28 protein-coding genes are annotated in these 25192 nt (G+C 44.3%); all 28 read left to right on the forward strand.

What is annotated here, in order from left to right; genetic code table 11:
- Positions 1-12 precede the first annotated feature (12 nt).
- The 28 genes from hslV to ACETMN_RS11785 all read left to right on the forward strand — a co-directional run bounded on the left by hslV (position 13) and on the right by ACETMN_RS11785 (position 25169).
- Positions 13-555 carry an ATP-dependent protease subunit HslV gene (hslV, locus tag ACETMN_RS11650; RefSeq protein WP_076208907.1) on the forward strand — a complete coding sequence of 181 codons (543 nt, stop codon included), beginning with the start codon at positions 13-15 and terminating at the stop codon, positions 553-555.
- Positions 556-671: 116 nt separating this feature from the next.
- Positions 672-2072 carry an ATP-dependent protease ATPase subunit HslU gene (gene hslU, locus ACETMN_RS11655; RefSeq protein WP_091017306.1) on the forward strand — a complete coding sequence of 467 codons (1401 nt, stop codon included), beginning with the start codon at positions 672-674 and terminating at the stop codon, positions 2070-2072.
- A 981-nt stretch (positions 2073-3053) separates the two neighbouring features.
- Positions 3054-3461 (forward strand): flagellar basal body rod protein FlgB, encoded by a 408-nt coding sequence (gene flgB, locus ACETMN_RS11660; protein ID WP_036670359.1) that lies wholly within the window; start codon positions 3054-3056, stop codon positions 3459-3461.
- 6 nt (positions 3462-3467) lie between these two features.
- Positions 3468-3917, forward strand: a complete 450-nt coding sequence (gene flgC / locus ACETMN_RS11665; RefSeq protein WP_017689191.1) for a flagellar basal body rod protein FlgC — start codon at positions 3468-3470, stop codon at positions 3915-3917.
- Positions 3918-3975: 58 nt separating this feature from the next.
- Positions 3976-4287, forward strand: coding sequence for a flagellar hook-basal body complex protein FliE (gene fliE, locus ACETMN_RS11670; RefSeq protein WP_017689190.1), 312 nt, complete (start codon positions 3976-3978; stop codon positions 4285-4287).
- Positions 4288-4424: 137 nt separating this feature from the next.
- On the forward strand, positions 4425-6008 hold the full coding sequence (gene fliF / locus ACETMN_RS11675; RefSeq protein WP_091017304.1) for a flagellar basal-body MS-ring/collar protein FliF: 1584 nt from the start codon (positions 4425-4427) through the stop codon (positions 6006-6008).
- 11 nt (positions 6009-6019) lie between these two features.
- Positions 6020-7036: a flagellar motor switch protein FliG gene (gene fliG / locus ACETMN_RS11680; protein ID WP_047842476.1), complete on the forward strand. Its 1017-nt coding sequence runs from the start codon at positions 6020-6022 to the stop codon at positions 7034-7036.
- A complete protein-coding gene (locus ACETMN_RS11685; RefSeq protein ID WP_091017302.1) occupies positions 7029-7892 on the forward strand; it encodes a FliH/SctL family protein in 864 nt (287 codons plus the stop codon). Before fliG ends, ACETMN_RS11685 begins: the two co-directional genes overlap by 8 nt.
- Positions 7879-9198: a flagellar protein export ATPase FliI gene (gene fliI, locus ACETMN_RS11690; protein WP_036609365.1), complete on the forward strand. Its 1320-nt coding sequence runs from the start codon at positions 7879-7881 to the stop codon at positions 9196-9198. Before ACETMN_RS11685 ends, fliI begins: the two co-directional genes overlap by 14 nt.
- Before the next feature lie 11 nt (positions 9199-9209).
- Positions 9210-9662 (forward strand): flagellar export protein FliJ, encoded by a 453-nt coding sequence (gene fliJ, locus ACETMN_RS11695; RefSeq protein ID WP_036670362.1) that lies wholly within the window; start codon positions 9210-9212, stop codon positions 9660-9662.
- Positions 9663-9705: 43 nt separating this feature from the next.
- Positions 9706-10647 (forward strand): MotE family protein, encoded by a 942-nt coding sequence (locus ACETMN_RS11700; protein ID WP_091017300.1) that lies wholly within the window; start codon positions 9706-9708, stop codon positions 10645-10647.
- A gap of 39 nt (positions 10648-10686) precedes the next feature.
- Positions 10687-12075 (forward strand): flagellar hook-length control protein FliK, encoded by a 1389-nt coding sequence (locus ACETMN_RS11705; protein ID WP_091017299.1) that lies wholly within the window; start codon positions 10687-10689, stop codon positions 12073-12075.
- 19 nt (positions 12076-12094) lie between these two features.
- Complete coding sequence (locus ACETMN_RS11710) at positions 12095-12652, forward strand: flagellar hook capping FlgD N-terminal domain-containing protein (protein WP_047842480.1); 558 nt, start codon at positions 12095-12097, stop codon at positions 12650-12652.
- A complete protein-coding gene (locus tag ACETMN_RS11715) occupies positions 12649-13032 on the forward strand; it encodes a TIGR02530 family flagellar biosynthesis protein (RefSeq protein WP_036609362.1) in 384 nt (127 codons plus the stop codon). The genes ACETMN_RS11710 and ACETMN_RS11715 overlap by 4 nt, the downstream gene beginning before the upstream one ends.
- 81 nt (positions 13033-13113) lie before the next feature.
- Positions 13114-13929 (forward strand): flagellar basal body rod protein FlgG, encoded by an 816-nt coding sequence (gene flgG, locus ACETMN_RS11720; protein WP_091017297.1) that lies wholly within the window; start codon positions 13114-13116, stop codon positions 13927-13929.
- A 68-nt stretch (positions 13930-13997) separates the two neighbouring features.
- Complete coding sequence (locus tag ACETMN_RS11725) at positions 13998-14219, forward strand: flagellar FlbD family protein (protein ID WP_017689179.1); 222 nt, start codon at positions 13998-14000, stop codon at positions 14217-14219.
- Positions 14219-14680, forward strand: coding sequence for a flagellar basal body-associated FliL family protein (locus ACETMN_RS11730; RefSeq protein WP_091017295.1), 462 nt, complete (start codon positions 14219-14221; stop codon positions 14678-14680). The genes ACETMN_RS11725 and ACETMN_RS11730 overlap by 1 nt, the downstream gene beginning before the upstream one ends.
- A gap of 40 nt (positions 14681-14720) precedes the next feature.
- Complete coding sequence (gene fliM, locus ACETMN_RS11735) at positions 14721-15719, forward strand: flagellar motor switch protein FliM (RefSeq protein ID WP_074094566.1); 999 nt, start codon at positions 14721-14723, stop codon at positions 15717-15719.
- Positions 15709-16983: a flagellar motor switch phosphatase FliY gene (gene fliY, locus ACETMN_RS11740; protein WP_091017294.1), complete on the forward strand. Its 1275-nt coding sequence runs from the start codon at positions 15709-15711 to the stop codon at positions 16981-16983. The genes fliM and fliY overlap by 11 nt, the downstream gene beginning before the upstream one ends.
- A gap of 28 nt (positions 16984-17011) precedes the next feature.
- Positions 17012-17377, forward strand: coding sequence for a response regulator (locus ACETMN_RS11745; protein WP_017689175.1), 366 nt, complete (start codon positions 17012-17014; stop codon positions 17375-17377).
- Positions 17378-17388: 11 nt separating this feature from the next.
- Positions 17389-17925 (forward strand): flagellar biosynthetic protein FliO, encoded by a 537-nt coding sequence (locus tag ACETMN_RS11750; protein ID WP_091017292.1) that lies wholly within the window; start codon positions 17389-17391, stop codon positions 17923-17925.
- On the forward strand, positions 17922-18677 hold the full coding sequence (fliP, locus tag ACETMN_RS11755; protein ID WP_036609355.1) for a flagellar type III secretion system pore protein FliP: 756 nt from the start codon (positions 17922-17924) through the stop codon (positions 18675-18677). Before ACETMN_RS11750 ends, fliP begins: the two co-directional genes overlap by 4 nt.
- A gap of 25 nt (positions 18678-18702) precedes the next feature.
- Positions 18703-18972: a flagellar biosynthesis protein FliQ gene (gene fliQ / locus ACETMN_RS11760; RefSeq protein ID WP_047842485.1), complete on the forward strand. Its 270-nt coding sequence runs from the start codon at positions 18703-18705 to the stop codon at positions 18970-18972.
- A gap of 10 nt (positions 18973-18982) precedes the next feature.
- Positions 18983-19771 carry a flagellar biosynthetic protein FliR gene (gene fliR, locus ACETMN_RS11765; protein WP_036609353.1) on the forward strand — a complete coding sequence of 263 codons (789 nt, stop codon included), beginning with the start codon at positions 18983-18985 and terminating at the stop codon, positions 19769-19771.
- A gap of 23 nt (positions 19772-19794) precedes the next feature.
- Positions 19795-20877, forward strand: coding sequence for a flagellar biosynthesis protein FlhB (gene flhB, locus ACETMN_RS11770; RefSeq protein ID WP_176872693.1), 1083 nt, complete (start codon positions 19795-19797; stop codon positions 20875-20877).
- Positions 20878-20902: 25 nt separating this feature from the next.
- Positions 20903-22936 (forward strand): flagellar biosynthesis protein FlhA, encoded by a 2034-nt coding sequence (flhA, locus tag ACETMN_RS11775; RefSeq protein WP_091017288.1) that lies wholly within the window; start codon positions 20903-20905, stop codon positions 22934-22936.
- The gene (gene flhF, locus ACETMN_RS11780; protein WP_091017286.1) at positions 22933-24285 is read left to right on the forward strand and encodes a flagellar biosynthesis protein FlhF; all 1353 of its coding nucleotides are present in this window, start codon (positions 22933-22935) and stop codon (positions 24283-24285) included. The genes flhA and flhF overlap by 4 nt, the downstream gene beginning before the upstream one ends.
- Positions 24282-25169 carry a MinD/ParA family protein gene (locus ACETMN_RS11785; protein ID WP_091017284.1) on the forward strand — a complete coding sequence of 296 codons (888 nt, stop codon included), beginning with the start codon at positions 24282-24284 and terminating at the stop codon, positions 25167-25169. The genes flhF and ACETMN_RS11785 overlap by 4 nt, the downstream gene beginning before the upstream one ends.
- The last annotated feature ends 23 nt before the right edge of the window (positions 25170-25192 follow it).

Genomic DNA, 25192 nt, shown 5'->3' on the forward strand with positions numbered 1-25192 from the left:
GATGCTGATATCATGGATATGTCATTTCATGCTACAACGATCTGTGCTGTTCGTCATAATGGTAAGGCAGCAATCGCAGGAGATGGTCAGGTGACCATGGGCCAAAGTGTTGTGATGAAGAATACAGCCAAGAAGGTAAGACGTTTGTACCGCGGACAGGTTGTTGCTGGCTTTGCTGGTTCTGTGGCGGATGCGATCACCCTGTTTGAGAAATTCGAAGGTAAGCTGGAGGAGCACCATGGTAACTTGCAGCGTGCCGCGGTAGAGCTTGCCAAGGATTGGCGTCAGGATCGGATCTTGCGTAAGCTTGAGGCGCTCTTGATTGTGATGGACAAATCAGGTATGCTGCTCATTTCAGGCGGCGGGGAGATTATCGAACCGGATGATGACGTTATTGCTATCGGATCAGGTGGAAACTTTGCCTTATCTGCTGCGCGTGCGTTGAAACGTCATGCAGTAAACCTGGAAGCGAAAGATATTGCGCGTGAATCGCTTCAGATTGCATCGGAGTTATGTGTATATACCAATAGTAATATTATTGTAGAAGAGTTATAAGCCAAAGAAATCTCCCGTAGTGGAGCATGATTCTGTAATCTGCTCCAGGACGTCTAGGGGATTCTTTGTCCTTGTTAGGAAAAATAAATTCAACATACTGGTAGGAGGGAAGCAATATGAATACTCAAGCGTTAACACCGAGACAGATTGTTGCAGAGCTTGACAAGTATATTGTAGGTCAAAAGAAAGCTAAAAAATCGGTAGCGGTAGCTCTTCGTAATCGTTATCGGCGTAGCCTTTTGCCTGAGCACACTCAGGACGACATTGTGCCTAAAAATATCTTGATGATTGGACCTACCGGTGTGGGTAAAACGGAAATCGCTCGTCGCCTCGCTAAACTGGTAGGTGCGCCATTTGTGAAAGTGGAAGCTACCAAGTTCACGGAAGTAGGTTACGTTGGCCGTGACGTTGAATCGATGGTGCGTGATCTGATTGAGACATCATTGCGGATGGTGAAGTTGGAGCGGACTGAAAAAGTGAAGGACAAAGCTGAAGAAGCCGCCAATGAGCGAATTGTACATATTTTGGCTCCTTCACAGTCTAAGTCCAAGAGTCAGCGTAATCCCTTTGAGATGATCTTTGGTAATAATGGCAACAACGTTCAGGAACAGGATGAGCCAGAACCGGATATTGGGGTTGCCGAACGCCGCCGTAAGATCAAGTTTGATCTGTTGTCCGGCAAGTTGGAGGATGACATCATTGAGATTGATGTCGAAGACACTGCGCCTAACATGATGGACATGTTTGCTGGACAAGGTAATGATCAGATGGGCATGAATATGCAGGAGATGTTTGGCAGCCTCTTACCTCGTCGTACGAAAAAGCGCAAGCTCGCTATTAAAGAAGCGCGCAAAGTGTTGACCCAGGAAGAAGCAGGCAAATTGATCGATATGGATGATGTTACACAAGAATCCATTCGTCGAGCAGAGCAGACAGGTATCATTTTCATAGATGAAATTGACAAGGTTGCCAGTCAAGGGCGCGGTAGTGGTCCTGATGTATCCCGTGAGGGTGTGCAACGTGACATATTGCCTATCGTAGAGGGCTCTACAGTAATGACGAAATATGGCCCTGTCAAAACGGATTATATCCTGTTTATGGCAGCTGGCGCATTCCATGTCGCCAAACCCTCTGATCTCATTCCCGAGCTTCAGGGACGCTTCCCAATTCGTGTGGAACTAAGCAGTCTAACACTGGAGGAGTTTGTATCCATTCTGACTGAACCCCAAAATGCACTGACCAAGCAGTATGTTGATCTGTTGCGGACAGAGAATATTGAGATTGAGTTCTCGGATGAGGCCATTCGCGAGATTGCCAAATTGGCTGAATCCGTCAATCAAAATACAGAAAATATAGGCGCTCGTCGATTGCATACGATTCTTGAAAAGCTTTTGGAGGATTTATCCTTTGAGGCACCTGAGCTTACACTGGAACGTATGGTTATCACTCCTGAGTATGTCCGGGAGAAATTAAATGATATTGCGCTTGATCGTGATTTGAGTCAGTATATCCTGTAACATGGGACTAGCAACGTAGTTGTTAAAATGATGCTATAAATGAACGGTATGCAAGAGAGTAGAGAACATTTGTGTGATCGACAAAGGGAAGCAATCCTTTAGCGATTCATAAAGGCCCTCTTACTTGACGCATATCGTTTATTTTTGTTTCTATCTAAAGGATTTTGAAGTTACAACCGATAAAAGATGTGTGGTTGTTATACGGATCGACAAAACCTAGGACTTGTGCCGCATGTATACGAAGTTAAAACCTATCGGAGTGGTAGTTATTCTTCAGTTCCATACCCAATGATTCCCATTAAAAGAATTTTTCTTATTCCAAGTCTGGTCATCGGTTTAGTCGATAGATTGGTAAATGTTGCGTAAATGCGCAAAATGATGAATTGTTGAAAAGTGTGAAGCCACTAATTGTTTTCTTAGAATTAAAATATATAGACCCCACTTAATTGTTAAGAAAGTGTTGTGTGGGCAAGACGAGTTTTGTTCATTCTTGAAAGATAACTTGTCAATTGATTAATATACAGCTTTGTATGTATACCCATCATAATGTTCATAAAACCTTAGTATGACGGCAAAAAATTCTAACATTCTCAACTAAAAAATATTCGGAAATATACATAATTACGGGCGTTATAAGCTCATATTGAGACTTGAAAGTTTTTTTTTATTTAAAGAATGTTTAAGAACAATAAGGGAGAGTATTAACATACTTTTGTTTTGGGCCCGAACATTTACGAAAAAATTCATAATTTGCAGAAAATACACAAAAAGCCCCGTCTTTCAGAAAAGATAGGGCTTTTTTCTTATTGTAATAAATCCCAAACTCGAAGAAACTTATGTTATACGACAACATCAGAGTTAATTCTACTTAAGTCCTAGAAAACCGTGTAAAGACGAATGTTTTTGTCGAAAAAAACATAAGAATTTTCAAGGGAAAAGATTCAATCTTTTTCCATTACTTCTAAAGAGAGGAGGGGGATTGTGAATCTTTTAAACGATATCAGCTTTAAAAGATTGCAAGGTGCACTCGATGCGTCCAATATCAGACAACGAACAATTGCTGACAACATCGCGAACGCCGATACCCCGTATTTCAAGCGCTCGGACGTTTCTTTTGAAGAAATGTTGCAAGGGCAAATGAATGGAGATATGCCTGTTCTTAAGGGTAAAGTAACTGATGCAAGGCATTTTGTCATAGGTCCTTCCTCTTCCGTACCAACGCCAGTAGTTAATATGGACCAGTCAACTTCCATGAATAACAACGAAAACAATGTCGATATAGACAGGGAAATGAGTCTTCTGGCGGAGAATCAGTTGCGTTATAACGCTTATATTCAGCAAGTGAACGAACAAATTAAAATCATGCGTGTTGGCGTGGAAGGGAGATAACCCAAATTGAACATTAGTAATAGTTTTAGTATCAGTAGCTCAGCGCTGACAGCCCAACGGTTGCGGATGGACGTTATATCTTCCAACATTGCCAACGCAGAGACGACGCGCGCGAGCGTATCCAATGGTGAAGCGGTCCCTTACAAACGTAAAATGGTTGTGCTTGAGCCGAATAAAACGTCATTTGGTACGATGCTGCAAAATCAGATGAGAGGTAGCGGTTCAGGAGATGGCGTAAGAGTAACGGAGATTCGCGAGGATCAGTCACCTTTGAAGCCTGTGTATGACCCTTCTCATCCGGATGCAAACGCAGAAGGATATGTATTTATGCCTAATGTGGATATTGCGAAAGAAATGGTTGACATGATTTCTGCCTCGCGTTCCTATGAAGCAAACGTAACAGCACTGAATTCAACCAAAGCGATGATCTCCAAAGCTTTGGAGATTGGAAGATAATCTGCTTAGAAATGAAAATAAGAAAAATAAAAACCAGGAATGAAGGGGAGGGACATTAATGATTCAGAACAACATGTTTAGCACACAGGGGATACAACCGCTACAGATGAAGAGTGCAACCGAAAGTAAGCCTTCTACACCAGCCGAAACCATTCAGAGCTTCGGTACATACTTACAGAATGCATTAGGTTCCGTTGCAGCACAGGAGGCTCAATCGCATGAAATGTCGAATCAATTTTTGGTCGGCAAAGCGAATGTGGATCAGGTGATGATTGCTTCAGAACAGGCCTTGTTAAGCCTACAACTCACAACTCAAGTCCGAAACAAAGTGGTCGAAGCATACCAGGAAGTTATGCGAACGCAGTTATAAAATAACCTACTTGCGCTTCGATAATAGCGCTGATCATTACAACAAAGCAGCTGCGATGCTGCTCCTGATCGTCAACCTATGAAACGGCTGGGGTTGAGTAAGGACAGACTAAGCAAAGTTTCGGATGGGGTGACAGAGTGAATGAGAGAATCGCCCAGTACAGGGATAAGGCATCCCAGTATTGGAATAGTTTTAGCAAAAAGCAAAAAGTATTATTTATATCCACCTTCCTGTTTCTGATTTTGGCTGCAGTTGTACTCACGATGCAATTGTCAAAAACGGAATATGAAGTTGCTTTTACAGATTTGAATGCAAGTGATTCAGCGGGCGTAATCAGTTATCTCGATTCATCTAGCATTCCATACAAATTAAGTTCAGATGGCAAGACCATATCTGTACCGAGTACAAGTGTTGCAATTGCAAAGGTGAACGTTGGATCTCAAGGGATTATTCAGAATGGTTCATTAGGGTATAAGTCATTCGAGGAGTCATCATCCCCCATCGGGATGACGGATAAAGAGTTTGATGTAAAGTACAACAACGCTATAAACGGAGAAGTTGAACAGTTACTTCAGCGGATGCAAGGGATACAGGATGCTAAAGTACTGGTTAATATGCCGAAAGATAACATCTTTGCTGGTTTAGAAGAACAAGACAAAGCATCAGCATCGGTAGCTCTCCAATTCAAACCGGGTTATCACCCAAATCAGGCAGCGGTAGATGGATACTTTAACTTGGTCAAAACTGCAATTCCTAATCTGCCTGTTGAGAATATCACGATTACAAACACAGATGAAGCAGAATTGATTCCAACTGCCCGAGGTGGCAGTGGCGGGTTGTCTTCCGAAGTTCAAGAGAACATGGCACTACAGAAAAAGTTTGAAAACGATGTCCGTAATAACGTGAAGCAATTCCTTTCCCAGATTGTAGGCGAAGACAAAGTTAATGTTTTGGTAGCCTCCAAGCTTAATTTTGACAAAGAAACACGTAAGGAAAATCTGGTCACACCTGTTGATGTAGATAATATGAAAGGCATCGAGATCAGTGTGCAGGAGATTCAAAAGAGCTACACTGGCGCAAGCAATCCAACAGGTGGTGTTGCTGGCACAGGACAAGAGGAAGTTCCGGGTTACCCATCATCTGATGCAGCCGGTAACTCTACCTCTGAAGAATCATCAAGTACTATAAACTACGATGTTAATCGAATCGCCAAGGATATCATTTCCAGTCCGTATACTGTAAAAGACTTAACCATTAATGTTGCAGTTGAACCACCGAATGGAGAAACAGAATTACAGGGACCGGTTCAGGACGCAATTGAGAACATTTTGGTTAACATTGTTCGTGCTTCACTGGCAGACTCAGGCACTATAATAAGTGACGCCGATCTGACAAAGAAAGTTTCAGTCATGTCACAAGGATTCCAGTCTGCCTCTGCAGACAATACAGGTTTCCAGCTTTCCTCAACGATGATGTGGGGTGGAGGCGCACTCATAGCGGCATTGATCGCAGCGGTAGTTATTTTGTTAGTACGCCGTCGCCGCAAACAAAACGAAGTCGAAGAAGAAGAGATTCCTCTTCCAATAGCAACAGAGTTCCCGTCCATTACGCTGGACAGTGTAACGAACGAAAGTCAGGTGCGCAAACAATTGGAGAGTTTGGCCAAGAAAAAGCCAGACGAATTCGTCAATCTGCTGCGTACATGGCTGGCTGACGAATAGAGGTGAACGCATTGGCGAAGGCAAGCAGTCAAGGTTTGACTGGCAGACAAAAAGCAGCAATTTTGTTGATTACATTAGGTCCGGAAGTATCAGCTCAGATCTTCAAACATCTGCGTGATGAGGAGATTGAGCAACTTACGTTGGAGATTGCCAACGTTCGCAAGGTTGATTCTTCCGAAAAGGACATGATCATGGCCGAGTTTCACCAGATCTGTCTGGCGCAGGAATATATCTCACAGGGCGGTATCAATTACGCCAGAGAAATCCTGGAGAAAGCTCTGGGTTCATCAAAAGCACTTGAAGTCATTAACCGTTTGACAGCTACGCTGCAAGTCAGACCGTTTGACTTCGCGCGCAAAGCGGATCCGAACCAAATTTTGAACTTTATTCAGAATGAAAGCCCGCAAACGATTGCCCTGGTTCTGTCTTACCTGCAATTCGAACAAGCTGCGGCGATTCTATCATCCTTGCCGCAAGAGAAACAGGCAGATGTCGCTCGCCGGGTGGCTGTTATGGATAGTACTTCGCCGGAAGTCATCTCTCAAGTGGAGCGGGTTCTGGAACAGAAACTATCTTCTACCGTAACGCAGGATTACACGAATGCGGGTGGTATTGAATCGATCGTTCAGATTCTGAACGGAGTCGATCGTGGTACAGAGCGTACCATTTTGGACTCGCTTGAAATTCAGGATCCTGAGCTTGCAGAGGAAATCAAAAAACGCATGTTTGTATTCGAAGATATCGTCAATGTGGATGATCGTTCGATTCAGCGCATTATTCGGGATATCGACAACGCAGATTTGCAGCTGGCACTCAAAGTGGCAAGCGAAGAAGTTCGGGATGCCGTGTTCCGGAATATGTCGAAACGGATGTCCGAGACATTCAAAGAAGAGATGGAATTCATGGGACCTGTGCGATTGCGTGATGTTGAGGAAGCTCAGACACGTATCGTAGGAACGATACGCAGATTGGAAGAAGCCGGTGAGATCATTATCGCACGCGGTGGAGGAGATGATATCATTGTCTAATTTGATTAAGTCTTTCCAGTATGTACCCGTTGATGACCGCAAAAAACTTGAAAATCATCATCATTATGGTGGTGCTGAGGAGTCTGAAGCGGAATTATACGGTGATAGTGCTGAATGTTCTGAAGCAGAAACGCTTCAAGCACGCGTGGACGAAGAAACACAACGTCTTACCGCAGAGATGCTGGAAGATGCCAAGGAGTTTGCAGAAAAGCAAGTACGTGAAGCTTCAGAAGAAGCAGAGCGCATGCTTCAAGAAGCCCGTGAACAGATCGATAGCTGGTGGCAGGAACAACGACAACAGGATGAACATCTGACCGAAGCACTTCGTTCACAAGGTTTCCAACAGGGTTTTGAAGAAGGCAAGGTACAAGCTGAACTGGATCTCCAGGTGCAGATCGAAAAGATGATGAATGAAGCCCAGGAAGTGCTCAAGGAAGCTTATGTAGCTAAAGATCAGATCATTCAGGAAGCCGAACCGTTCCTCGTGGAGCTCGCTTGCGGGATCGCTGAGAAGGTCATTGATAAGCAACTTACCATTGAACCCGATCATACATTGGAACTGATCCGTCAGAGTTTGTCACGTAAACGGGAGCAGGGTTTGATCACACTTTGTGTGGCACCTGATCAGTTTTCATTTGTACAGGCAGCTCGTGAAGAATTATCTCTGTCCATTGACTCTCAGGCAGAATTGCAGATTTTGCCTGATTCAACGGTCAAAGATAAGGGTTGTGTCATTCGTTCTTCGTTCGGAAGTGTAGATGCGAGAATTGATACACAGCTTGCTGAGATTAAAAAAGAACTGGTCCGCATAGCACTTGAGGATGAGGAGCGAAAAAATCAACATGAAGGTTCTTAGTTCACAGCGATATATGGAACATTTGCGCCAATTCGATCCTGTTCGTATTAACGGCAAAGTTACTCAGGTCATTGGTCTTATGGTGGAGTCAGAAGGGCCAGATGCAAGTATCGGTGACGTATGTTATATCTATCCTGGTAAATCGGCCAAACCTCTACAAGCCGAAGTTGTTGGGTTTCGAGATAACAAAGTGCTGCTTATGCCACTGGGTGAACTTCAATCCATTGGTCCTGGTTGCGATGTAGTAGGTACGGGTAAACCACTCGGCGTTCAGGTAGGCTCCGAATTGCTCGGTAAAGTGCTGGACGGACTTGGGCAGCCGCTAGACGGTTCCCTTCTCCCATCCAGAATGCCGATGTATTCTACCTCCAATACTCCGGTTAATCCAATGGATCGTCCACGTGTACTTGAAACGATGGGTGTTGGTGTAAGAGCTATCGACGGATTGTTGACCGTAGGTAAGGGACAGCGTGTAGGTATTTTTGCCGGTTCTGGTGTTGGTAAGAGTACGTTGATGGGTATGATCGCTCGGAATACGGCAGCAGATGTCAATGTCATCGCGCTTGTAGGTGAGCGTGGACGTGAGGTTCGCGACTTTATCGAACGGGATCTGGGTCCAGAAGGACTGGAACGCTCCGTAGTCATTGTTGCAACTTCAGATCAGCCTGCCCTGATTCGGATTAAGGGAGCAGTTATTGCGACCACTATTGCAGAGTATTTCCGAGATCGTGGAATGAATGTGATGCTCATGATGGATTCGGTAACCCGATATGCGATGGCACAAAGGGAAGTGGGTCTGGCCGTAGGTGAACCTCCGGCAATGAGAGGATATACGCCATCGGTTTTTGCAAGTTTGCCCAAACTGCTTGAACGGGCGGGTACAGGACCTACCGGTTCGATTACAGCCTTTTACACCGTTCTGGTCGATGGGGATGACATGAATGAACCGATCGCGGATGCGGTAAGGGGTATTCTGGATGGACATATTGTGTTAAATCGATCCATTGCAAATAAGGGTCATTTTCCAGCGATTGATGTGCTAGCCAGCATAAGCCGTGTTATGAAGGATATTGCTCCGGAAGAGCAGTTGGAAGCCGTTAATAATATGAAACGTTTGATGGCTGTGTACAAAGAATCGGAAGATTTGATCAATATTGGAGCTTACCAGCGGGGATCAAATGCAGCCATAGATGAATCGATAGACCAGATTGATAGTATATGGAACTTTACCAAGCAGAAAGTCGACGAGAAAGTCACTTTAAGTGAAGTGCAGGAACGTTTGATTCTTGAATTTGCAAGGAGATGAATGGGTAAACGATGAAATTTCGATATCATTTCCAGAAAGTTGTTGACCTGAAGAGTAATGAAAAAACACAGGCAGAGTGGATGTTATCCACAGCGATCGGTAAACTTCAGACGGAGGAAGAACATCTGATACAACTTCTTAATGATAGAAGTAATCTGATCGGCATTATCCAATCTGCTACGGAAAATACAGCGTCTGTAAACAGTCTGCAGGAGATGCAGCGTTATGTACATCACCTTGACGAGTGCATTTCACGCAAAAATAGTGATGTTAAACATGCTCAGGTCAATGTGCAACGGAATCAGACGTTTCTGAACGGTAAGATGGTTGATGAAAAAGTATGGCTTGGAGCGAGAGACAAGGCAAAAATCAAATTTCAGCAGGAGATGCTCCTCCGGGAACAGAACGATCTGGACGAGATGGCTACTGTACGCTTCGCTGCCAAAGCCGGACGCGCGAATTGATGTGAGCCGGACGCGAAGTTGTCTCGTGAAGGAGGAATGAACGATGGCTGTTAAAGATGATAGCGACATGGAAAAAGAGTCGGGAGGCGGTTGGGAAAAATTTCTCATGATTTCAATCCCGATTGTATTCACCGTAGTATTGCTAGGTGTACTACTAACGCTATTTAATGTAGATATTCGTAATAATTTGTTTGAATTCGCCAACAAGATACCGGTAGTCAAGGAATGGGTACCTGATCCTGTACTGGATCCTGAGAAGGAGAAGCTGGAGAAGAGTGAGCAGCAGGTTGAAAGTGCTGAAGCCACAATCGAAAAGCTGAAATCCCAAGTAACCGCCAAAGAAACAGAGCTCAAGGCAGCACAGGAAGCAACAACAACCGAAGCAAAGAAGGCCACTGACCTTCAGAAGAAGTTGGATGATGCGGAAAAAGCGGCTGAAACGGCTACAGCAGCAACGCCCGAAACGGAATCTGATTATCAGAAACAAATCAAGGATTTGGCTAAAATGTATGCTGACATGAGCCCAAGCAAAGCTGCACCGATTTTGCAAAATATGACGAATGAGGAAATGGTATTGTTGTTGAATGCCATGCAGTCATCTGCTCGGACCAAGGTGCTTGAAAAGATGGACCCGAAAACAGCAGCCGACGTCACTATGATGATGAAGGATGCTAAACCGTCCGGGGATCTGGCGCTGGATGCGCTGCAATCCAGATTGAAGAAAGAAACCGCAGCAACTTCAACTGCATCCACAACCACTAGCAAAAACCTGGATAAAAACCAGCTTAGTCAAACATTTGCTTCGATGTCTGCTTCAAGTGGTGCCAAGCTATTATTGGAAACATACAAGTTAAGTCCTGACAAAACATTGACCATCCTGAATTCAGTAGATGATGCAACACGCTCTCAATTGCTTGAGAACATGTCTTCAGAGGACTCGGTTGAAACTGCAAAAATTTTGAACAGATTAATGGGTAACAAGTAGAGTTGATTACACTGTATAACCGAGAGGAGGTGAAAATAAATGTCGATTGTATATCAAATGGCATCCACAGCATCTGCAAAAGCAACGGGAGCAGGTCAGACGACTGGAGCACAATCGAAAGGTTCAGCTGCAGGTGCTAGCGGTGAATTTCTCCAAACTCTTGCACAATCGTTATCTGGAGGAAACACAGAAGGTGATAGTTCAAGCGCTACTGGAAGTTTAACTGCCAATCCGTTGGTGATTTCCTTTGCTACAAGTGAAGAAGGAGAAGCGGCATCAATCACGGCTGTACTGAATTCGTTGTTCACGGATTTGGATGTGCTTGACGAAGCTTTGGAAAATGACCCAGCTCTGCTTGCAGGTTTGCAAACTCTGATCCAACAGATGTATACACAATTAAGTAATCCTTCAGGTACTAATGCAGAAGGTTCCGACGAGTCTTCGAACGGAGCGGAAAGCATAAAAACAGTACCCGCAATTGAATTGTCGCAGCATCCGGCAGCAGTACGTTTTGTTCTGCAAGATATGCTTACACAATTAGTAGCTGGAATGAATGATCCTGAGAGTAACGTTGCGAAGAACGCTCCTGAATTCAAACATTTGTTACAATCTCTGCAGAGTCAGCTTCAAGAGGCTGGAGTGGATACCACTAGTAACAAAGGATGGACTGAACTGAAATCCATACTGGATACATTGACTGCAGTTAAGGATCAGACTGCACAGGTCGCTCCAAGTACTTCGCTTCAAACATCCAAACAGGATTCGGTCGTACCACAAGTTCTTGTTGCGGCAGTGGCGAATTCTGGAACCCAGGTGAAAGCTGAGGCTGAGACAACATCTGCTTCAAATGCAGGTGGAGAAGTGGAACACTCAACCATCATTACTGCAGGAGAGCTGTCCTTGCGTTCATCAGGTACAACAGTAGGAAAACCGGCTGAACCTGTAATGCAAACATCACAGTTTGCCAAGGAAATGACACAGTTTGTTGTTAACAAGCTGGATATTGTCCAGCAAAAAGGATTTTCCGAGGCAACCATCTCACTTCGGCCTGAGCATCTAGGTAAATTGGATGTTCAAATTACCTTGCAGAACGGGCAGTTGGTTGCACGGTTTATGACTGAGCATACGATGGCTAAAGACATGCTTGAACAACAAATGACGCAGCTGCGTTCTTCACTTCAAGCCCAGGGAATTCAAGTGGAACGACTTGAGGTTACCCAGAACAGTTCAATCGGATCTCAGATGTATCAGGACGGAGGCCGCCAGCCGGGAAGTAACTCTCAACAACAACGCCGTTCGCGTGAGCGTGAGGAACAATCGGATGACGCTATAGCTACAGCAGGGATTCAAGAAGAATTGCGTAACTGGCGTAGCGAGCAAGTCGAAGGAAACGAATTACAGAGAGATACGTTTAGTGCTAAGGCTTAAACAGAAATGAGGTGAGCATATGGCTAATGAAATTGTCTCAACGAATAATACCTGGCCGAACTATTCGGCAGCCAATAAAGCAACCACAAGTGCTGCAACAAAAGAATTGGGTAAAGATCAGTTTCTAAAAATCCTGATTACCCAGCTGCAAAATCAAGACCCGATGCAGCCGATGGAGGATAAGGAATTTATCGCTCAAATGGCACAGTTCAGCTCCGTGGAACAACTGGTCAATATTTCTACGCAGCTTAAAACATTGAACCAGTCCCTTGGTGCTGTATCCGGCATGATTGGCATGGAGGTAAGTTGGCTTTCTTCTAATAAAGATGATAACGGGACTCTTCGTCAGGGTATTGTAGATTCCATCATTGTAAGAGATAGCGTCCAATACGCAAAAGTAGGCAACGACGAGATTAAGCTGGATGAGATCATTCAGGTGAATTATCCAAAACAGGCAGAAGAGAGCCAAACTCCGGTACAGAATGTTCAGGATGTAACCCCTGAAACGAACGAGAGCCAGGAAGTTGAATCATCCGCTGAAACGGGTGATACGGAAGATAGCGGGAAAACGATATGAGTGATCGCATAACGGTTGGACAATTATACGCAGGCCCGATTACACCGAATATGCTTCAAAGACCTAAAACGGGAGAAGCTTCGGCTATACCCGAAAAACCTTTTGCAAAAGTACTGGAAGATAATCTTCTGAAATTGAGCAATCATGCTGCCAAACGATTGGAACAGCGTGGTATTGAACTCAAGACTGAGCAAATGGAACAGATTGGTTCTGCTTTGGACAAAGCTGCTGCCAAAGGAGCCAAAGAGTCATTGATTTTAATGCAGGATATGGCTTTTATCGTCAATGTCAAAAATCGTACTGTGGTTACCGCTATGGATAGTGAAAGCATGAAGAATAATGTGTTCACTCAGATTGATAGTGCCGTAATCATTTCTTAACCGGCTGGCCCTTCTCGGGAGCCGGAATGCCGCTGACCGACTGATGCGGTAACCAAATGAAGACTGGGAGGATTTTTAAAAATGATAAAATCAATGTACTCAGGCGTTTCCGGGATGCGGGGTTTCCAAACAAAACTCGACGTAATTGGTAACAATATTGCGAACGTAAACACGGTTGGCTTCAAAGGCAGTCGGGTTATGTTCAAAGATATTATGAGCCAAACAACGGCAGGGGTAACTGCCCCTGGCGATGCAAGTGGTGGTGTCAATGCGAAACAAATCGGTCTTGGTGTAACGGTAGGTTCAATTGATACGCTGCATCTGGCAGGTAGCCCAATGACAACGAATAATCCAACAGATCTTCGGATTAATGGAGATGGATTCTTCTTGGTACGTTTGAGTGAAGATCAGGAAGTACCTTACCTGACTCGTGCGGGGGATTTTCATGTGGATGCTGCACGTAACCTTTTGACATCGGATGGATTGTTTGTTCTGGATAACGGTGGCGGAAATATTACCATTCCAGATGACGTCGTTTCCTTTACGATTGGTCAGGATGGAACGATTAACCAGACCATGGCAGACGGAACTATCGAAGCGGGAGCACAACTTGGTATCGGAAAAGTGGTCAATCCAGAAGGTCTTGAGAAAATTGGGGGCAACTTGTACCGTATGACAGCAAACGCGAATCCGGATGGGGCACTGGAACCATTGACAGCGAACAGTGCTGAGGACGGAACGGGAGCAATCATTGCTGGACAGCTCGAAATGTCTAATGTGGATCTGACCGGTGAATTTACTGAGATGATCGTAGCTCAGCGTGGATTCCAGGCCAACTCCCGGATCATTACAACGTCGGATGAAATACTTCAGGAAGTTGTTAACCTGAAACGTTAATAGCTGATTAATGAATTTTTAAAACGTGGGGGAGCTTGCTCCTCCCACTCTGATCAAGGGGGCTTAGCATGATTTCGGTTACGCGGTTAAATGGTTCTCCCATGTGGTTAAATGCGCTGATGGTTGAAATTGTGGAAGAGACGCCGGATACGTATATTACTCTGGTAACTGGAAAGAGACTGATTGTGCTTGAAAAAGCCGCTGACGTTATTTCCAAAATTAAAGATTACAACCGTGAAATCGGGGTTCAGGCAGCCACTATTAAAGTGCAGCAAACGGAGGAATCCTGATGAAAAAAATGATGCCCTGGCTTGCAACAATGTTGCTGGCGATAACACTCATTGTGGTGGTTGTGTTTGTATTTATGCAAGGACAGAACGGGAATAAGGACGACACACATACGGCGGCAGCTTCAGAAGCCAAGAAGATGACTGCGGATGAGATTGTAGAAGTTTCCTCTGAGCTTGGAGAAATTAAAACCAATTTGGCTGATACAGATCATGTTATTGTCGTTAGCTTCTCATTCAAGTTGGCTGACGTAAAAGCCAAGGAAGATTTCGAGAAAATTAAAGAAATTGTCGTAAAACCGATTATCATTCAGACGCTTGCAGATACGAAGTCTGATGAACTGGCTACAGCAAAGGGTCGGATACTATTTAATGAGAAATTAACAGGTCTTATTAATGAAGCTTTACCAGAAAGTAATTTAAGTAGTACGAGCTTTTCATCCATTGTGATAGCAACGATGTAAATGAACAGAACATGCTGTAGACCTGTAAGGGGGTGAGAACATGGTGGATGTATTATCACAAAATGAGATTGACGCCCTATTAGCAGCCCTTTCCTCTGGTGAGATGGATGCTGAGGAATTGAAGAAGGAAGAAACTCAGAAAAAAATCAGATCGTACGATTTTAAGCGGGCAGTGCGTTTTTCCAAAGACCATATCAGAAGCTTGACTCGTATTCACGAAAACTTTGCACGCTTTCTCACCACTTATTTTTCAGCCCAACTGCGGACGTTCGTTCAAATCAATGTCGTTCAGGTCGAACAGTTGCCTTATGATGAGTTTATCCGTTCTATTCCTAAGATGACGATATTGAACATTTTTGAAGCGGAGCCACTACAGGGACGAATGGTGATGGAAGTCCATCCAAACGTGGGATATGCGATGTTGGATCGCCTGCTTGGTGGAACCGGAACTGCTCCAACCAAGATCGCATCGATGACGGAGATTGAGACGACCATCATGGAGCGGATATTCAGCCGAGCATTTGAAAGTTTGCAGGAAGCATGGAAGACTGTGTTGGATATTTCCCCAAGGATGGAAGCGCTCGAGACCAATCCGCAATTTATGCAGATTGTATCTCCCAATGAGACCATTGCTCTGATCTCGCTCAGTACCAAAATTGGTGACACGACAGGCATGATCAATCTATGTATACCGCATGTCGTTCTTGAACCTATTATGTCACGGTTGTCAACTCATCAGTGGTTTGTTTCGGAGAAGAAAACGAGAGCTCCGGAGGAGTATGATGCTCTAAAAGAGCGTGTGAACAAAGCCAAGTTACCAATCGTTGCGGAATTGGGAGAATCGAGAATTTCAATTGCAGAATTTCTGGGTTTGTCCGTTGGTGATGTCATTACGTTGAACAAACCAGTTGATGAGGGACTTTCCATTAAAGTGGGTGACAAACTGAAATACATGGGCAGTCCGGGGACAATCAAAGACCGTGTGGCTGTGCAAATAGACAAGATTGTCACCGAAGGAGTTGAAGAATTTGACGAGTAAGGATTATTTATCCCAAGAAGAAATCGATGCTTTGCTCAGGCAATCGGAATCGATAAACAGCTCTGAACCCGCTGAAAAGACGGTTGATGATTTTTTGACCGAGCTGGAGCAGGATGCCTTGGGGGAGATTGGTAACATTACATTTGGTAGCGCGGCAACAGCCTTATCCACGCTATTAGGCCTCAAAGTAGATATTACAACACCTAAAGTTTCTATCATTAGTCGAACGCAGTTTGAAGAAGCTTTTCCTAAGCCGCATGTTGCCGTTCATGTGAATTATGTGGATGGATTCGAAGGCATTAACTCACTTGTTATCAAGAAGAGAGATGCCCAAGTCATCGCTGATTTGATGTTGGGTGGCGAAGGAAATCCGGTCGATGAAGAACTGAATGAAATCCATATTAGTGCAGTACAGGAAGCAATGAACCAGATGATGGGTTCCTCTGCAACCTCAATGTCCACCATTTTTAATCGTTTTGTGAATATTTCCCCTCCAGGAATCGATATTCTCAATCTGGAGAGTGGAGAGGGTGTAAGTAATCTTCCAGCAGATGAGACCCTTATCCAAGTTTCATTTCGTTTGTTAATCGGGGATCTGATCGATTCCAATCTGATGCAGTTGCTTCCAGTACATTTTGCCAAAAATATGGTAGATATGCTGATTGGAGGCGCTCAGGAGTCAACTGCAAGCGCACCAGTGGCATCAACACCTGAACCTGCGCCAACAGCTGTACCAGCAACGCCACCACCGGTTGCGGAGCAGCCGCCCGTTCAGCACCAACAGGCTCCACAGGCTCCACAACAGCCTGCTCAGGACTATAACGGATATGGACAGGCCCCGATGGGTATGCCTCAAGGAATGCCGCCACAGCAGCCGTATGGCATGCCACCGCAGCAACCTTATGGTGCACCTCAACATTACGGTGGAATGCCAAATAGGAATGTTAACGTACAACCAGTTCAATTCGCCAATTTGCAAAATGGGGCGTATGGTCAGGTAGACGAAAATAATTTGAATTTATTGATGGACATTCCCCTTAAAGTCACCGTAGAATTAGGAAGGACCCAGAAGCAAATTAAAGATATTTTGGAACTGTCACAGGGTTCGATTGTCGAACTGGATAAGTTAGCCGGGGAACCTGTCGATATTTTGGTAAATAACAAACTGATCGCCAAGGGAGAAGTTGTCGTTATTGACGAAAACTTTGGTGTTCGTGTTATAGATATCGTTAGCCAATGGGACCGAATTCAGAAATTACAATAAGCACAATTTAGGGAGGACTTGAATCAAGATGGCAAACCGAATTTTAGTCGTAGACGACGCTGCATTTATGAGAATGATGATCCGGGACATTTTGTCCAAAAATGGATATGAGGTTGTTGGTGAGGCTCAGGATGGCTCACAAGCAATTGAGAAATTTAAAGAGCTTCGTCCGGATCTGATCACAATGGATATTACGATGCCTGAGATGGACGGCATTGCAGCTTTGAAAGAAATCAAGAAGATTGATGCTAACGCTAAAGTAATTATGTGCTCCGCGATGGGTCAACAAGCGATGGTAATCGACGCTATTCAAGCAGGTGCTAAAGACTTTATCGTTAAACCGTTCCAATCTGACCGCGTTATCGAAGCGATCAGCAAGACACTGGGCGTTTAAGAGACATGATGATGGCTCAGGGTGATATTCCAGGAGGAGCTGGCGTGGGAAGTAATTATTATTTACAGCTTGTATGGGTGATTGTTGTCCTGGCCGTCATCCTGGCCCTTATTGTTTACCTGATCCGTTTTCTAAACAAACGGAATCAGCAAATGTTCCGGCACGGCACAATTCGTACCCTGGGTGGAGTTGGACTGGGGCAAAACAAGTCGTTGCAAATTATGGAAATTGGTGGATGTGTATATCTGCTTGGTGTAGGTGAAGACATCCAGTTGATAGATAAGGTTTCGGATTTGGAAGAGGCCCAAAGAATCATTGATTCCTTTGAACGAGATGCTGCTGCACAACAAGGAAATCTCTCACCTCTCATTGCCAAGCTGACAAAACGTTTCCGTAGAGAAGAACCGCCGCGGGAAATGGAACTAGAGGACACAACTTCTTTTCACGAAATGTTTGAATCCAAACTTCGGCAGATGCCTAACCGTAAAGAGAAGATGGAAAAGCTCCTGGATAAAGACAATACTACAGATCGGTCGAGGGATTCATGAAGAAAAAGATTTGGTTAGCGTGTTGTTTATTAGGACTTATCAGTCTGGCATCTGTAACGGTTGCCTTTGCCGAACCCATTCCGAATATTGATATTCAGATTGGAAACGGTGATGGAGGGACACCAAGCACGAGTTCACTGTCCATCATTCTGTTAATTACGGTGCTTAGTATTGCTCCAGCAATGCTTGTACTGATGACCAGTTTTACTCGGATTGTGATTGTGCTCGGTTTTATACGTACATCTTTGGGTACACAACAAATGCCACCCAATCAGGTGCTGGTCGGTTTGGCGCTATTTCTGACACTTTTCATTATGTCGCCGACATTGTCTTCCATAAATCAGGTAGCGCTTCAGCCCTATCTCCAGGGAGAGCTAACGCAAACAGAGGCACTTGAAAAAGCAGCGGATCCCATGAAGAAATTTATGTTTAGTCACACCAGAGAAAAAGATCTTCTGCTGTTTATGAAGTACAATCAGACTGAACAACCAAAGACCTATCAGGATATCCCAATTACTGTTATGGTGCCGGCATATGTAATCAGTGAGTTGAAGACAGCATTCCAGATGGGGTTTATGATTTTCATTCCGTTTCTGGTTATAGACATTGTTGTCGCGAGTACACTCATGGCAATGGGGATGATGATGCTTCCGCCGGTCATGATCTCATTACCTTTCAAAATACTGCTCTTTGTCCTTGTGGATGGGTGGTATCTGGTTGTCAAGTCACTGTTACTGAGTTTTAACACTTGATCCGGAAAGTTAAAGGAGGACGGTCATGACTTCGGAATTTATTATCGGTCTGGCCGGGAAAGCGGTATACACGTCATTGCTGGCCAGTGCACCCATGCTTATACTAGCTCTGGTTGTAGGACTTGCAATCAGTATTTTTCAAGCGACAACTCAAATTCAGGAACAAACATTAGCTTTTGTGCCCAAGATTGTTGCCGTACTTCTGGCAGTACTTTTGTTTGGACCTTGGATCTTAAATATCTTGGTCGATTTCACGTTTAACATTCTCGATAATCTATACAGATACATAGGGTAGGCTTTAGCAGATGGAGACATTGTTGCAAAGTTTCCCTGTCGCTCTGCTTATGTTTTGTCGAATCACATCATTTTTTGTAACTGCGCCAGTTTTTTCGGCTCGAAATGTGCCGGCTTCAGTTAAAATAGGTATCTCTGCATTTGTCACATTATCTGTCTATCTGATTTACGGAATAGACCAGACCGTACCCACAGACCTGAGTTATGTCTTATTGATCATCAGAGAGATTCTAATTGGCCTGCTTTTAGGTTTTGTGGCTTATCTGTTGATGACGGCAGTTCAGACTGCGGGGACCTTTATCGATCTACAGATCGGTTTTGGTATGGCCAATGTATACGATCCAATGACAGGTGCTTCAGCTCCACTTACGGGTAACTTGAAGTATGCATTTGCTATGCTTCTGTTTCTGACGATGAATGGTCACCATTATTTGCTGGATGCGATCGTTTACAGTTACCGGTGGGTACCATTATCGAATGTGTTTTTCCTACGGTTGGCAGATGGAAGTATTGCTGAATTTTTGATTCAGACCTTAGGTCAATCATTTATGCTGGCTTTTCAGATGTCGGCTCCGATTGTAGTTGCGTTGTTTTTGACGGATGTTGGATTAGGTTTTTTGGCCAAAACTGCTCCTCAATTTAATGTATTTGCAGTTGGGTTGCCGCTTAAGTTACTCGTTGGTCTTGCTATTTTGCTTTTGCTGGTTCCCAGTTTCTCCTTTGTATTTAGTCAATTGTTCGAAGCGATATTCAGATCGATGGAAAAATTGCTTGGAACCATTGGACAAAGGCCCGGCTGAGTGAAACGGAGGAAAAGACACGGATGAAACTTCAACTCGACCTCCAGTTGTTTTCAGGGGAGAAGACGGAGAAAGCTACCCCGAAAAAGAGACAGGATACACGAAAAAAAGGACAGGTTGTAAAAAGCGCTGAACTATCTGGCGCATCCATTCTCCTAATCGTGTTTTTGATCATGATGGTATTCAGCAATTTCTATAAAGAACGTATAGTTCGTCTGTTTACAGATATCTTCATCAATCGATTGAGTATGGATATCACCGGAGAGAATGTAATGGCGCTTATGATGCGCTATGGCATTGAAGTTTTGTTATTGATCGCTCCCGTTTTGCTGGGTGCGTTACTGGTTGCTTTGATCGTTAACTACATGCAAGTTGGTTTTCTTCTTGTAGGGGAAGGTTTGAAGCCGAAACTTGAGAAACTGGACCCGATTAAAGGTTTCAAAAATATATTCTCTCTCCGCTCATTAGTGGAATTTGCTAAATCCATTTTGAAAATGTCGATTATCGGTTATCTCGTTTACAGTACAATTAAAGGCTACCAGTCAGATATTGCTTCACTTTCTCATTTTTCATTGGATGCTATTTTACATTTCGCTGCGTCGATCACTTTAAGTCTTGGGATCAAGATTGCAGTGGCATTAATGATACTTGCGATATTTGATTACATGTATCAGAAGTATGACCATGAGAAGAAGATTCGTATGTCCAAGCAAGACATCAAAGACGAGTACAAGAAAATGGAAGGTGATCCGCTGATCAAAGGTAAAATCCGGGAACGCCAGCGTCGTATGGCTATGCAGCGTATGATGCAGGAAGTGCCGAATGCGGATGTAATCATTACGAACCCAACTCACTTTGCGGTTGCGTTAAAGTATGAAGGTTCCGAGATGGAGGCACCACAGATTATTGCCAAAGGTCAGGATTATGTCGCCTTGCGTATTAAGGAAATTGCCAAAGAAAACGGTGTTATTACGATGGAAAACAAGCCGCTGGCACGGGCATTGTTCCAGAGAGCCGAGATTGGTGACGCTATACCGGCCGATTTGTTTCAAGCGGTAGCTGAAGTGCTGGCTTATGTATATAAACTAAAGGGCAGAACGAAATAAAAGGGGATCGGAGGCCGTACATTCATTGAAGATTAAAGATATAGCTGTCCTTGCGGGTATCATTGGCATTGTGTTAATGATGATTCTCCCGATCCCGCCCTGGCTGTTGGACTTGTTGCTCGTCGTCAACATTTCAATTGCACTGATGATACTTCTTGTTGCCATGAACAGCAAAGAAGCGTTGCAGTTTTCTATTTTTCCAGCTTTGCTGTTGATCACTACACTATTCCGACTGGCACTGAACATTTCGACAACCAAGCTAATCCTTGGTGATGGGGATGCGGGAGCCGTTGTTGCTACCTTTGGTAGCTGGATTGCCGGAGGGCAAATTGCGATTGGATTTATCGTGTTTTTGATCCTCGTTGTTGTTCAGTTTATCGTTATTACAAAGGGGTCTGAGCGCGTAGCTGAAGTTGCTGCCCGATTCACCCTCGATGCGATGCCTGGTAAACAAATGAGTATCGATGCGGATCTGAATGCGGGTCTGATCAACGAGCAACAAGCTCGTGAGCGTCGTTCCAAAATTGAACGTGAAGCCGATTTCTATGGAGCGATGGATGGAGCAAGTAAATTCGTAAAAGGTGACGCTATTGCAAGTATTATCATCCTCCTGATCAATCTCATAGGTGGGTTCATTATCGGTATGACTGTGCATGGGATGGCTTTTGCAGATGCAATGTCAACGTACTCTGTACTGACTATCGGAGATGGATTGGTAAGCCAAATCCCGGCTCTGCTTATTTCCACAGCAGCAGGACTTATCGTCACCAGAGCGTCTTCAGAAGGAAACCTGGCAGATGATATTACGGGGCAACTGTTTACATATCCAATACTAATTTATATCGTAGCTTTCGTTATTGCCATGCTCGGTTTCTTCACACCCATTCATGTTATTACTACGCTTCCGTTGGCAGGTGTGTTGGCATATGCCGCGTGGCGTATGCAGAATAATCTGAATTTGAAACAAGTAGCGGAAGAACAGTTGGAAGAAGAACAGCAGATTGAAGAGGTTAGAAGTCCTGAAAGTGTAATTAACCTGCTTCAGGTGGACCCTATTGAGTTTGAATTTGGTTATGGTTTAATCCCGCTTGCTGATAATCAGCAGGGTGGGGACTTATTGGATCGGATCATTATGATTCGGAGGCAGTGTGCTCTTGAACTGGGGTTAGTCGTTCCGGTCATACGGATTCGAGATAATATCCAGCTCAGACCCAATGAGTATGTTATCAAAATCAAGGGTAATGTGGTAGGTGGCGGAGAACTGTTGTTGAATCATTACCTTGCCATGAGTCCTGGCTATGATGAGGAGTCTGTAACAGGTATTGAAACGACAGAACCTGCTTTTGGACTTCCAGCACTATGGATTGATGAAGTAACCAAAGACAGAGCCGAACTTGCAGGATATACGGTCGTTGATCCGCCTTCCGTTGTGGCTACACATCTGACGGAACTGATTAAGAAACATGCGCATGAGTTACTTGGAAGACAAGAGACAAAAGCACTTGTGGATAATCTCAGAGAGAACTATTCTGCCCTTGTGGATGAACTGATCCCTTCTCTACTTTCCATTGGTGATGTACAGAAAGTGCTTGCTAAGTTATTGCGTGAGAAAATATCTATTCGGGATATGGTGACCATCTTCGAGACACTGGCTGACTATGGTACGTATACGAAAGATCCTGATGTGCTGACTGAATACGTCAGACAATCCCTCTCGCGTCAGATTACTCAGCAGTTCTCACAGAAAGGTGAGACACTTCGAGTGATCACGGTTGGACCTGGTCTTGAGAAGAAAATTGCTGAAAGTGTGCAACAATCGGATCAAGGCAGTTATCTTGCGTTAGACCCTGTTTCTACACAAAGTGTATATCAGAAGCTCAGTGAACAAGTAAACCGTTTGATTCAATCAGGTCAACAACCTGTTGTATTAACTTCTCCAACCATTCGGATGTATCTGCGTCAGGTTATTGAACGTACTATGCAGGACATTCCTGTGCTTTCCTACAGCGAGTTGGAGCCGAATGTTGAAATTCAAAGTATCGGGGTGGTGAACTTATGAGAGTAAAACAATACGTTGTTGAGACCATGCCCGAAGCTATGCTTCAAATTCGCAAAGACCTGGGAAGTGATGCTGTTATTCTGTCCACCAAAGAGATTAAGGTGGGCGGAGTGATGGGAATGTTTCGAAAAAAAAGGATTGAAGTTGTAGCTGCAGTGGATAAGGAAGAAAACAAGCAAACAACAAAGCCAGTACAAAATCAATTCACACCTGTACCTCGTGCATTTGTACCTGAGGCTTATCGGCAAACAGCTCGTTCGTTTGTTGCGGCTTCTGATGAGTCGGCTACAACGAATACAGCTGATCAAAGTGTACAGGACCAATCTGCTGCTGCTCCGTCTGTGTTTGAATCGCGTAATATCGGTTCAGACATAGACAGCAGCTCAGGTTCTTCGAGCATGGATCATAAACCGCGACCGCAAGGGGCGGATTTTTCGGGTTCAACAACTGGTCCAAAGCCAACAGGTTCAGACCTGCAGCAGGATAAGTTGATGACTGAATTGCAGGATCTTAAACAAATGGTGACCAGGCTTTCAAAGCAAGGTACTTCTGCAGACCCTGTGCCAGAGGAACTGCAACCGATCCGAGAGCGTTTGACAGAACAAGATGTCTGGCCTGAAGTATGGGAATCCTGGTTTGATTCAATTCAAGCAAAATGGTCTGAGGATGGATTGAAAGAACAGGATGTAGAACAAGCGGTGAAACTTGAGGTCATGCACTTTTTGGAGCAACGTATTGAAGAAGGCATTCTTCCAACCACTCGAATCGTCTATGTAGCTGGACCAACCGGTGTAGGGAAAACTACGACGATTGCAAAATTGGCTGCTGAACAAATGTTCAAAAAACAGCGTAAAGTTGGATTCATTACATCAGACACGTATCGGATCTCGGCGGTAGAACAGCTTAGAACATATGCTTCTATACTGAATGTTCCACTTGAGGTGGTACAATCGCCCGGTGATACACAACGTGCCATTTCTCGATTAGAGAATTGTGATTTGATCTTTATGGATACAGCGGGTAGAAACTACAGAAATGAATTACTTGTTTCAGAACTGCAAAGTTTGCTTGCTCCTGTAGAGAATAGCGAAACCTTTCTGGTCATGAGCATGACTTCCAAAAGCGCTGATATGGTGCAGATCACGGAACATTTCAGTAAATATGGACTGGATAAGGTGATTTTTACCAAAATGGATGAGACTGGGAGTTGCGGTCCGCTATTTAACTTGTTACACCGTTTTCCACTCAAGCTCGCATATGTGGCAAATGGACAAAATGTTCCGGACGATTTGTTGAAACCAGATGCAGATTCGTTGTCTAAACAGTTGCTGGGAGAATGGTCACAATGAAGGATCAGGCAGCTGCACTTCGAAGTATGGTCTCCGCGCCATTGGAATTGGAAGGCATTGAGCGAGATATTCGATCCTCGAAAATCATTACTGTGGCCAGTGGTAAGGGAGGTGTTGGTAAATCCAATTTCACACTGAACTTTGCCTTGGCGTTGCAGGCTTTGGGGCAAAAGGTACTTGTATTTGATGCTGATATTGGAATGGCTAATATTGATGTTCTTATGGGTACGTCTTCTTCCTATAATCTTTACCACCTGTTGTACCGACAAAAAACCATAAGGGAAATCATACAACTGGGTGCCAGTGGCTTGCCTTACATTGCTGGAGGATCGGGCATGAAAGAGTTGTTCTCATTGTCAGATCGTGATCTGGAGTTTTTCGCCAGTCAAGTCGAGGATATTGCCCAGGAAATGGATTATGTCATCTTTGACACTGGGGCAGGACTCTCCAGAGAGAATATGAAGTTCATCGGTGCTGCTGATGAATGCCTGATTATAACTACACCTGAACCGACTTCAATAACCGATGCTTATGCTTTAGTCAAAGTTATGCACGGCCAGGAAAATGCTACGCCCTTTCGGATGATCGTTAACCGGGTGGAAGACGAACGAGAAGCGGAACGGGTGGCAGAAAAAATAGCTGGAGTGGCGAGGCGGTTTTTGCAGACGGATATTCCGCTGCTTGGGTATATTTCAGAAGACGCCCAGGTAGTCAAGGCGGTTAAAAGGCAAATGCCCTATAGTCTGGCTTATCCGAATGCCAAAGCCTCTAAAGATATAGAGAAACTTGCTCTTCGTTATCTGGCTGTACCTGCAACTCCGGGATCCGGAACCTTGACAGGAATCAGGGGATTTATGAATAAGTGGCTTAAACGGACAACGTGATTTCTGAATAAAGGAAACAGGGG

Source organism: Paenibacillus sp. M2 (genome assembly GCF_046713495.1).
Lineage (GTDB): Bacteria > Bacillota > Bacilli > Paenibacillales > Paenibacillaceae > Paenibacillus > Paenibacillus amylolyticus_B.

Coding starts and splice junctions, on each gene's coding strand:
- hslV (WP_076208907.1), top strand. CDS start 13: ATGGATATGTCATTTCATGCTACAACGATCTGTGCTGTTCGTCATAAT.
- hslU (WP_091017306.1), top strand. CDS start 672: ATGAATACTCAAGCGTTAACACCGAGACAGATTGTTGCAGAGCTTGAC.
- fliE (WP_017689190.1), top strand. CDS start 3,976: ATGATTCAGAACAACATGTTTAGCACACAGGGGATACAACCGCTACAG.
- fliI (WP_036609365.1), top strand. CDS start 7,879: ATGAAGGTTCTTAGTTCACAGCGATATATGGAACATTTGCGCCAATTC.
- fliJ (WP_036670362.1), top strand. CDS start 9,210: ATGAAATTTCGATATCATTTCCAGAAAGTTGTTGACCTGAAGAGTAAT.
- ACETMN_RS11700 (WP_091017300.1), top strand. CDS start 9,706: ATGGCTGTTAAAGATGATAGCGACATGGAAAAAGAGTCGGGAGGCGGT.
- ACETMN_RS11705 (WP_091017299.1), top strand. CDS start 10,687: ATGTCGATTGTATATCAAATGGCATCCACAGCATCTGCAAAAGCAACG.
- ACETMN_RS11710 (WP_047842480.1), top strand. CDS start 12,095: ATGGCTAATGAAATTGTCTCAACGAATAATACCTGGCCGAACTATTCG.
- ACETMN_RS11715 (WP_036609362.1), top strand. CDS start 12,649: ATGAGTGATCGCATAACGGTTGGACAATTATACGCAGGCCCGATTACA.
- flgG (WP_091017297.1), top strand. CDS start 13,114: ATGATAAAATCAATGTACTCAGGCGTTTCCGGGATGCGGGGTTTCCAA.
- ACETMN_RS11725 (WP_017689179.1), top strand. CDS start 13,998: ATGATTTCGGTTACGCGGTTAAATGGTTCTCCCATGTGGTTAAATGCG.
- ACETMN_RS11730 (WP_091017295.1), top strand. CDS start 14,219: ATGAAAAAAATGATGCCCTGGCTTGCAACAATGTTGCTGGCGATAACA.
- fliM (WP_074094566.1), top strand. CDS start 14,721: ATGGTGGATGTATTATCACAAAATGAGATTGACGCCCTATTAGCAGCC.
- ACETMN_RS11745 (WP_017689175.1), top strand. CDS start 17,012: ATGGCAAACCGAATTTTAGTCGTAGACGACGCTGCATTTATGAGAATG.
- ACETMN_RS11750 (WP_091017292.1), top strand. CDS start 17,389: ATGGCTCAGGGTGATATTCCAGGAGGAGCTGGCGTGGGAAGTAATTAT.
- fliP (WP_036609355.1), top strand. CDS start 17,922: ATGAAGAAAAAGATTTGGTTAGCGTGTTGTTTATTAGGACTTATCAGT.
- fliQ (WP_047842485.1), top strand. CDS start 18,703: ATGACTTCGGAATTTATTATCGGTCTGGCCGGGAAAGCGGTATACACG.
- fliR (WP_036609353.1), top strand. CDS start 18,983: ATGGAGACATTGTTGCAAAGTTTCCCTGTCGCTCTGCTTATGTTTTGT.
- flhB (WP_176872693.1), top strand. CDS start 19,795: ATGAAACTTCAACTCGACCTCCAGTTGTTTTCAGGGGAGAAGACGGAG.
- flhF (WP_091017286.1), top strand. CDS start 22,933: ATGAGAGTAAAACAATACGTTGTTGAGACCATGCCCGAAGCTATGCTT.
- ACETMN_RS11785 (WP_091017284.1), top strand. CDS start 24,282: ATGAAGGATCAGGCAGCTGCACTTCGAAGTATGGTCTCCGCGCCATTG.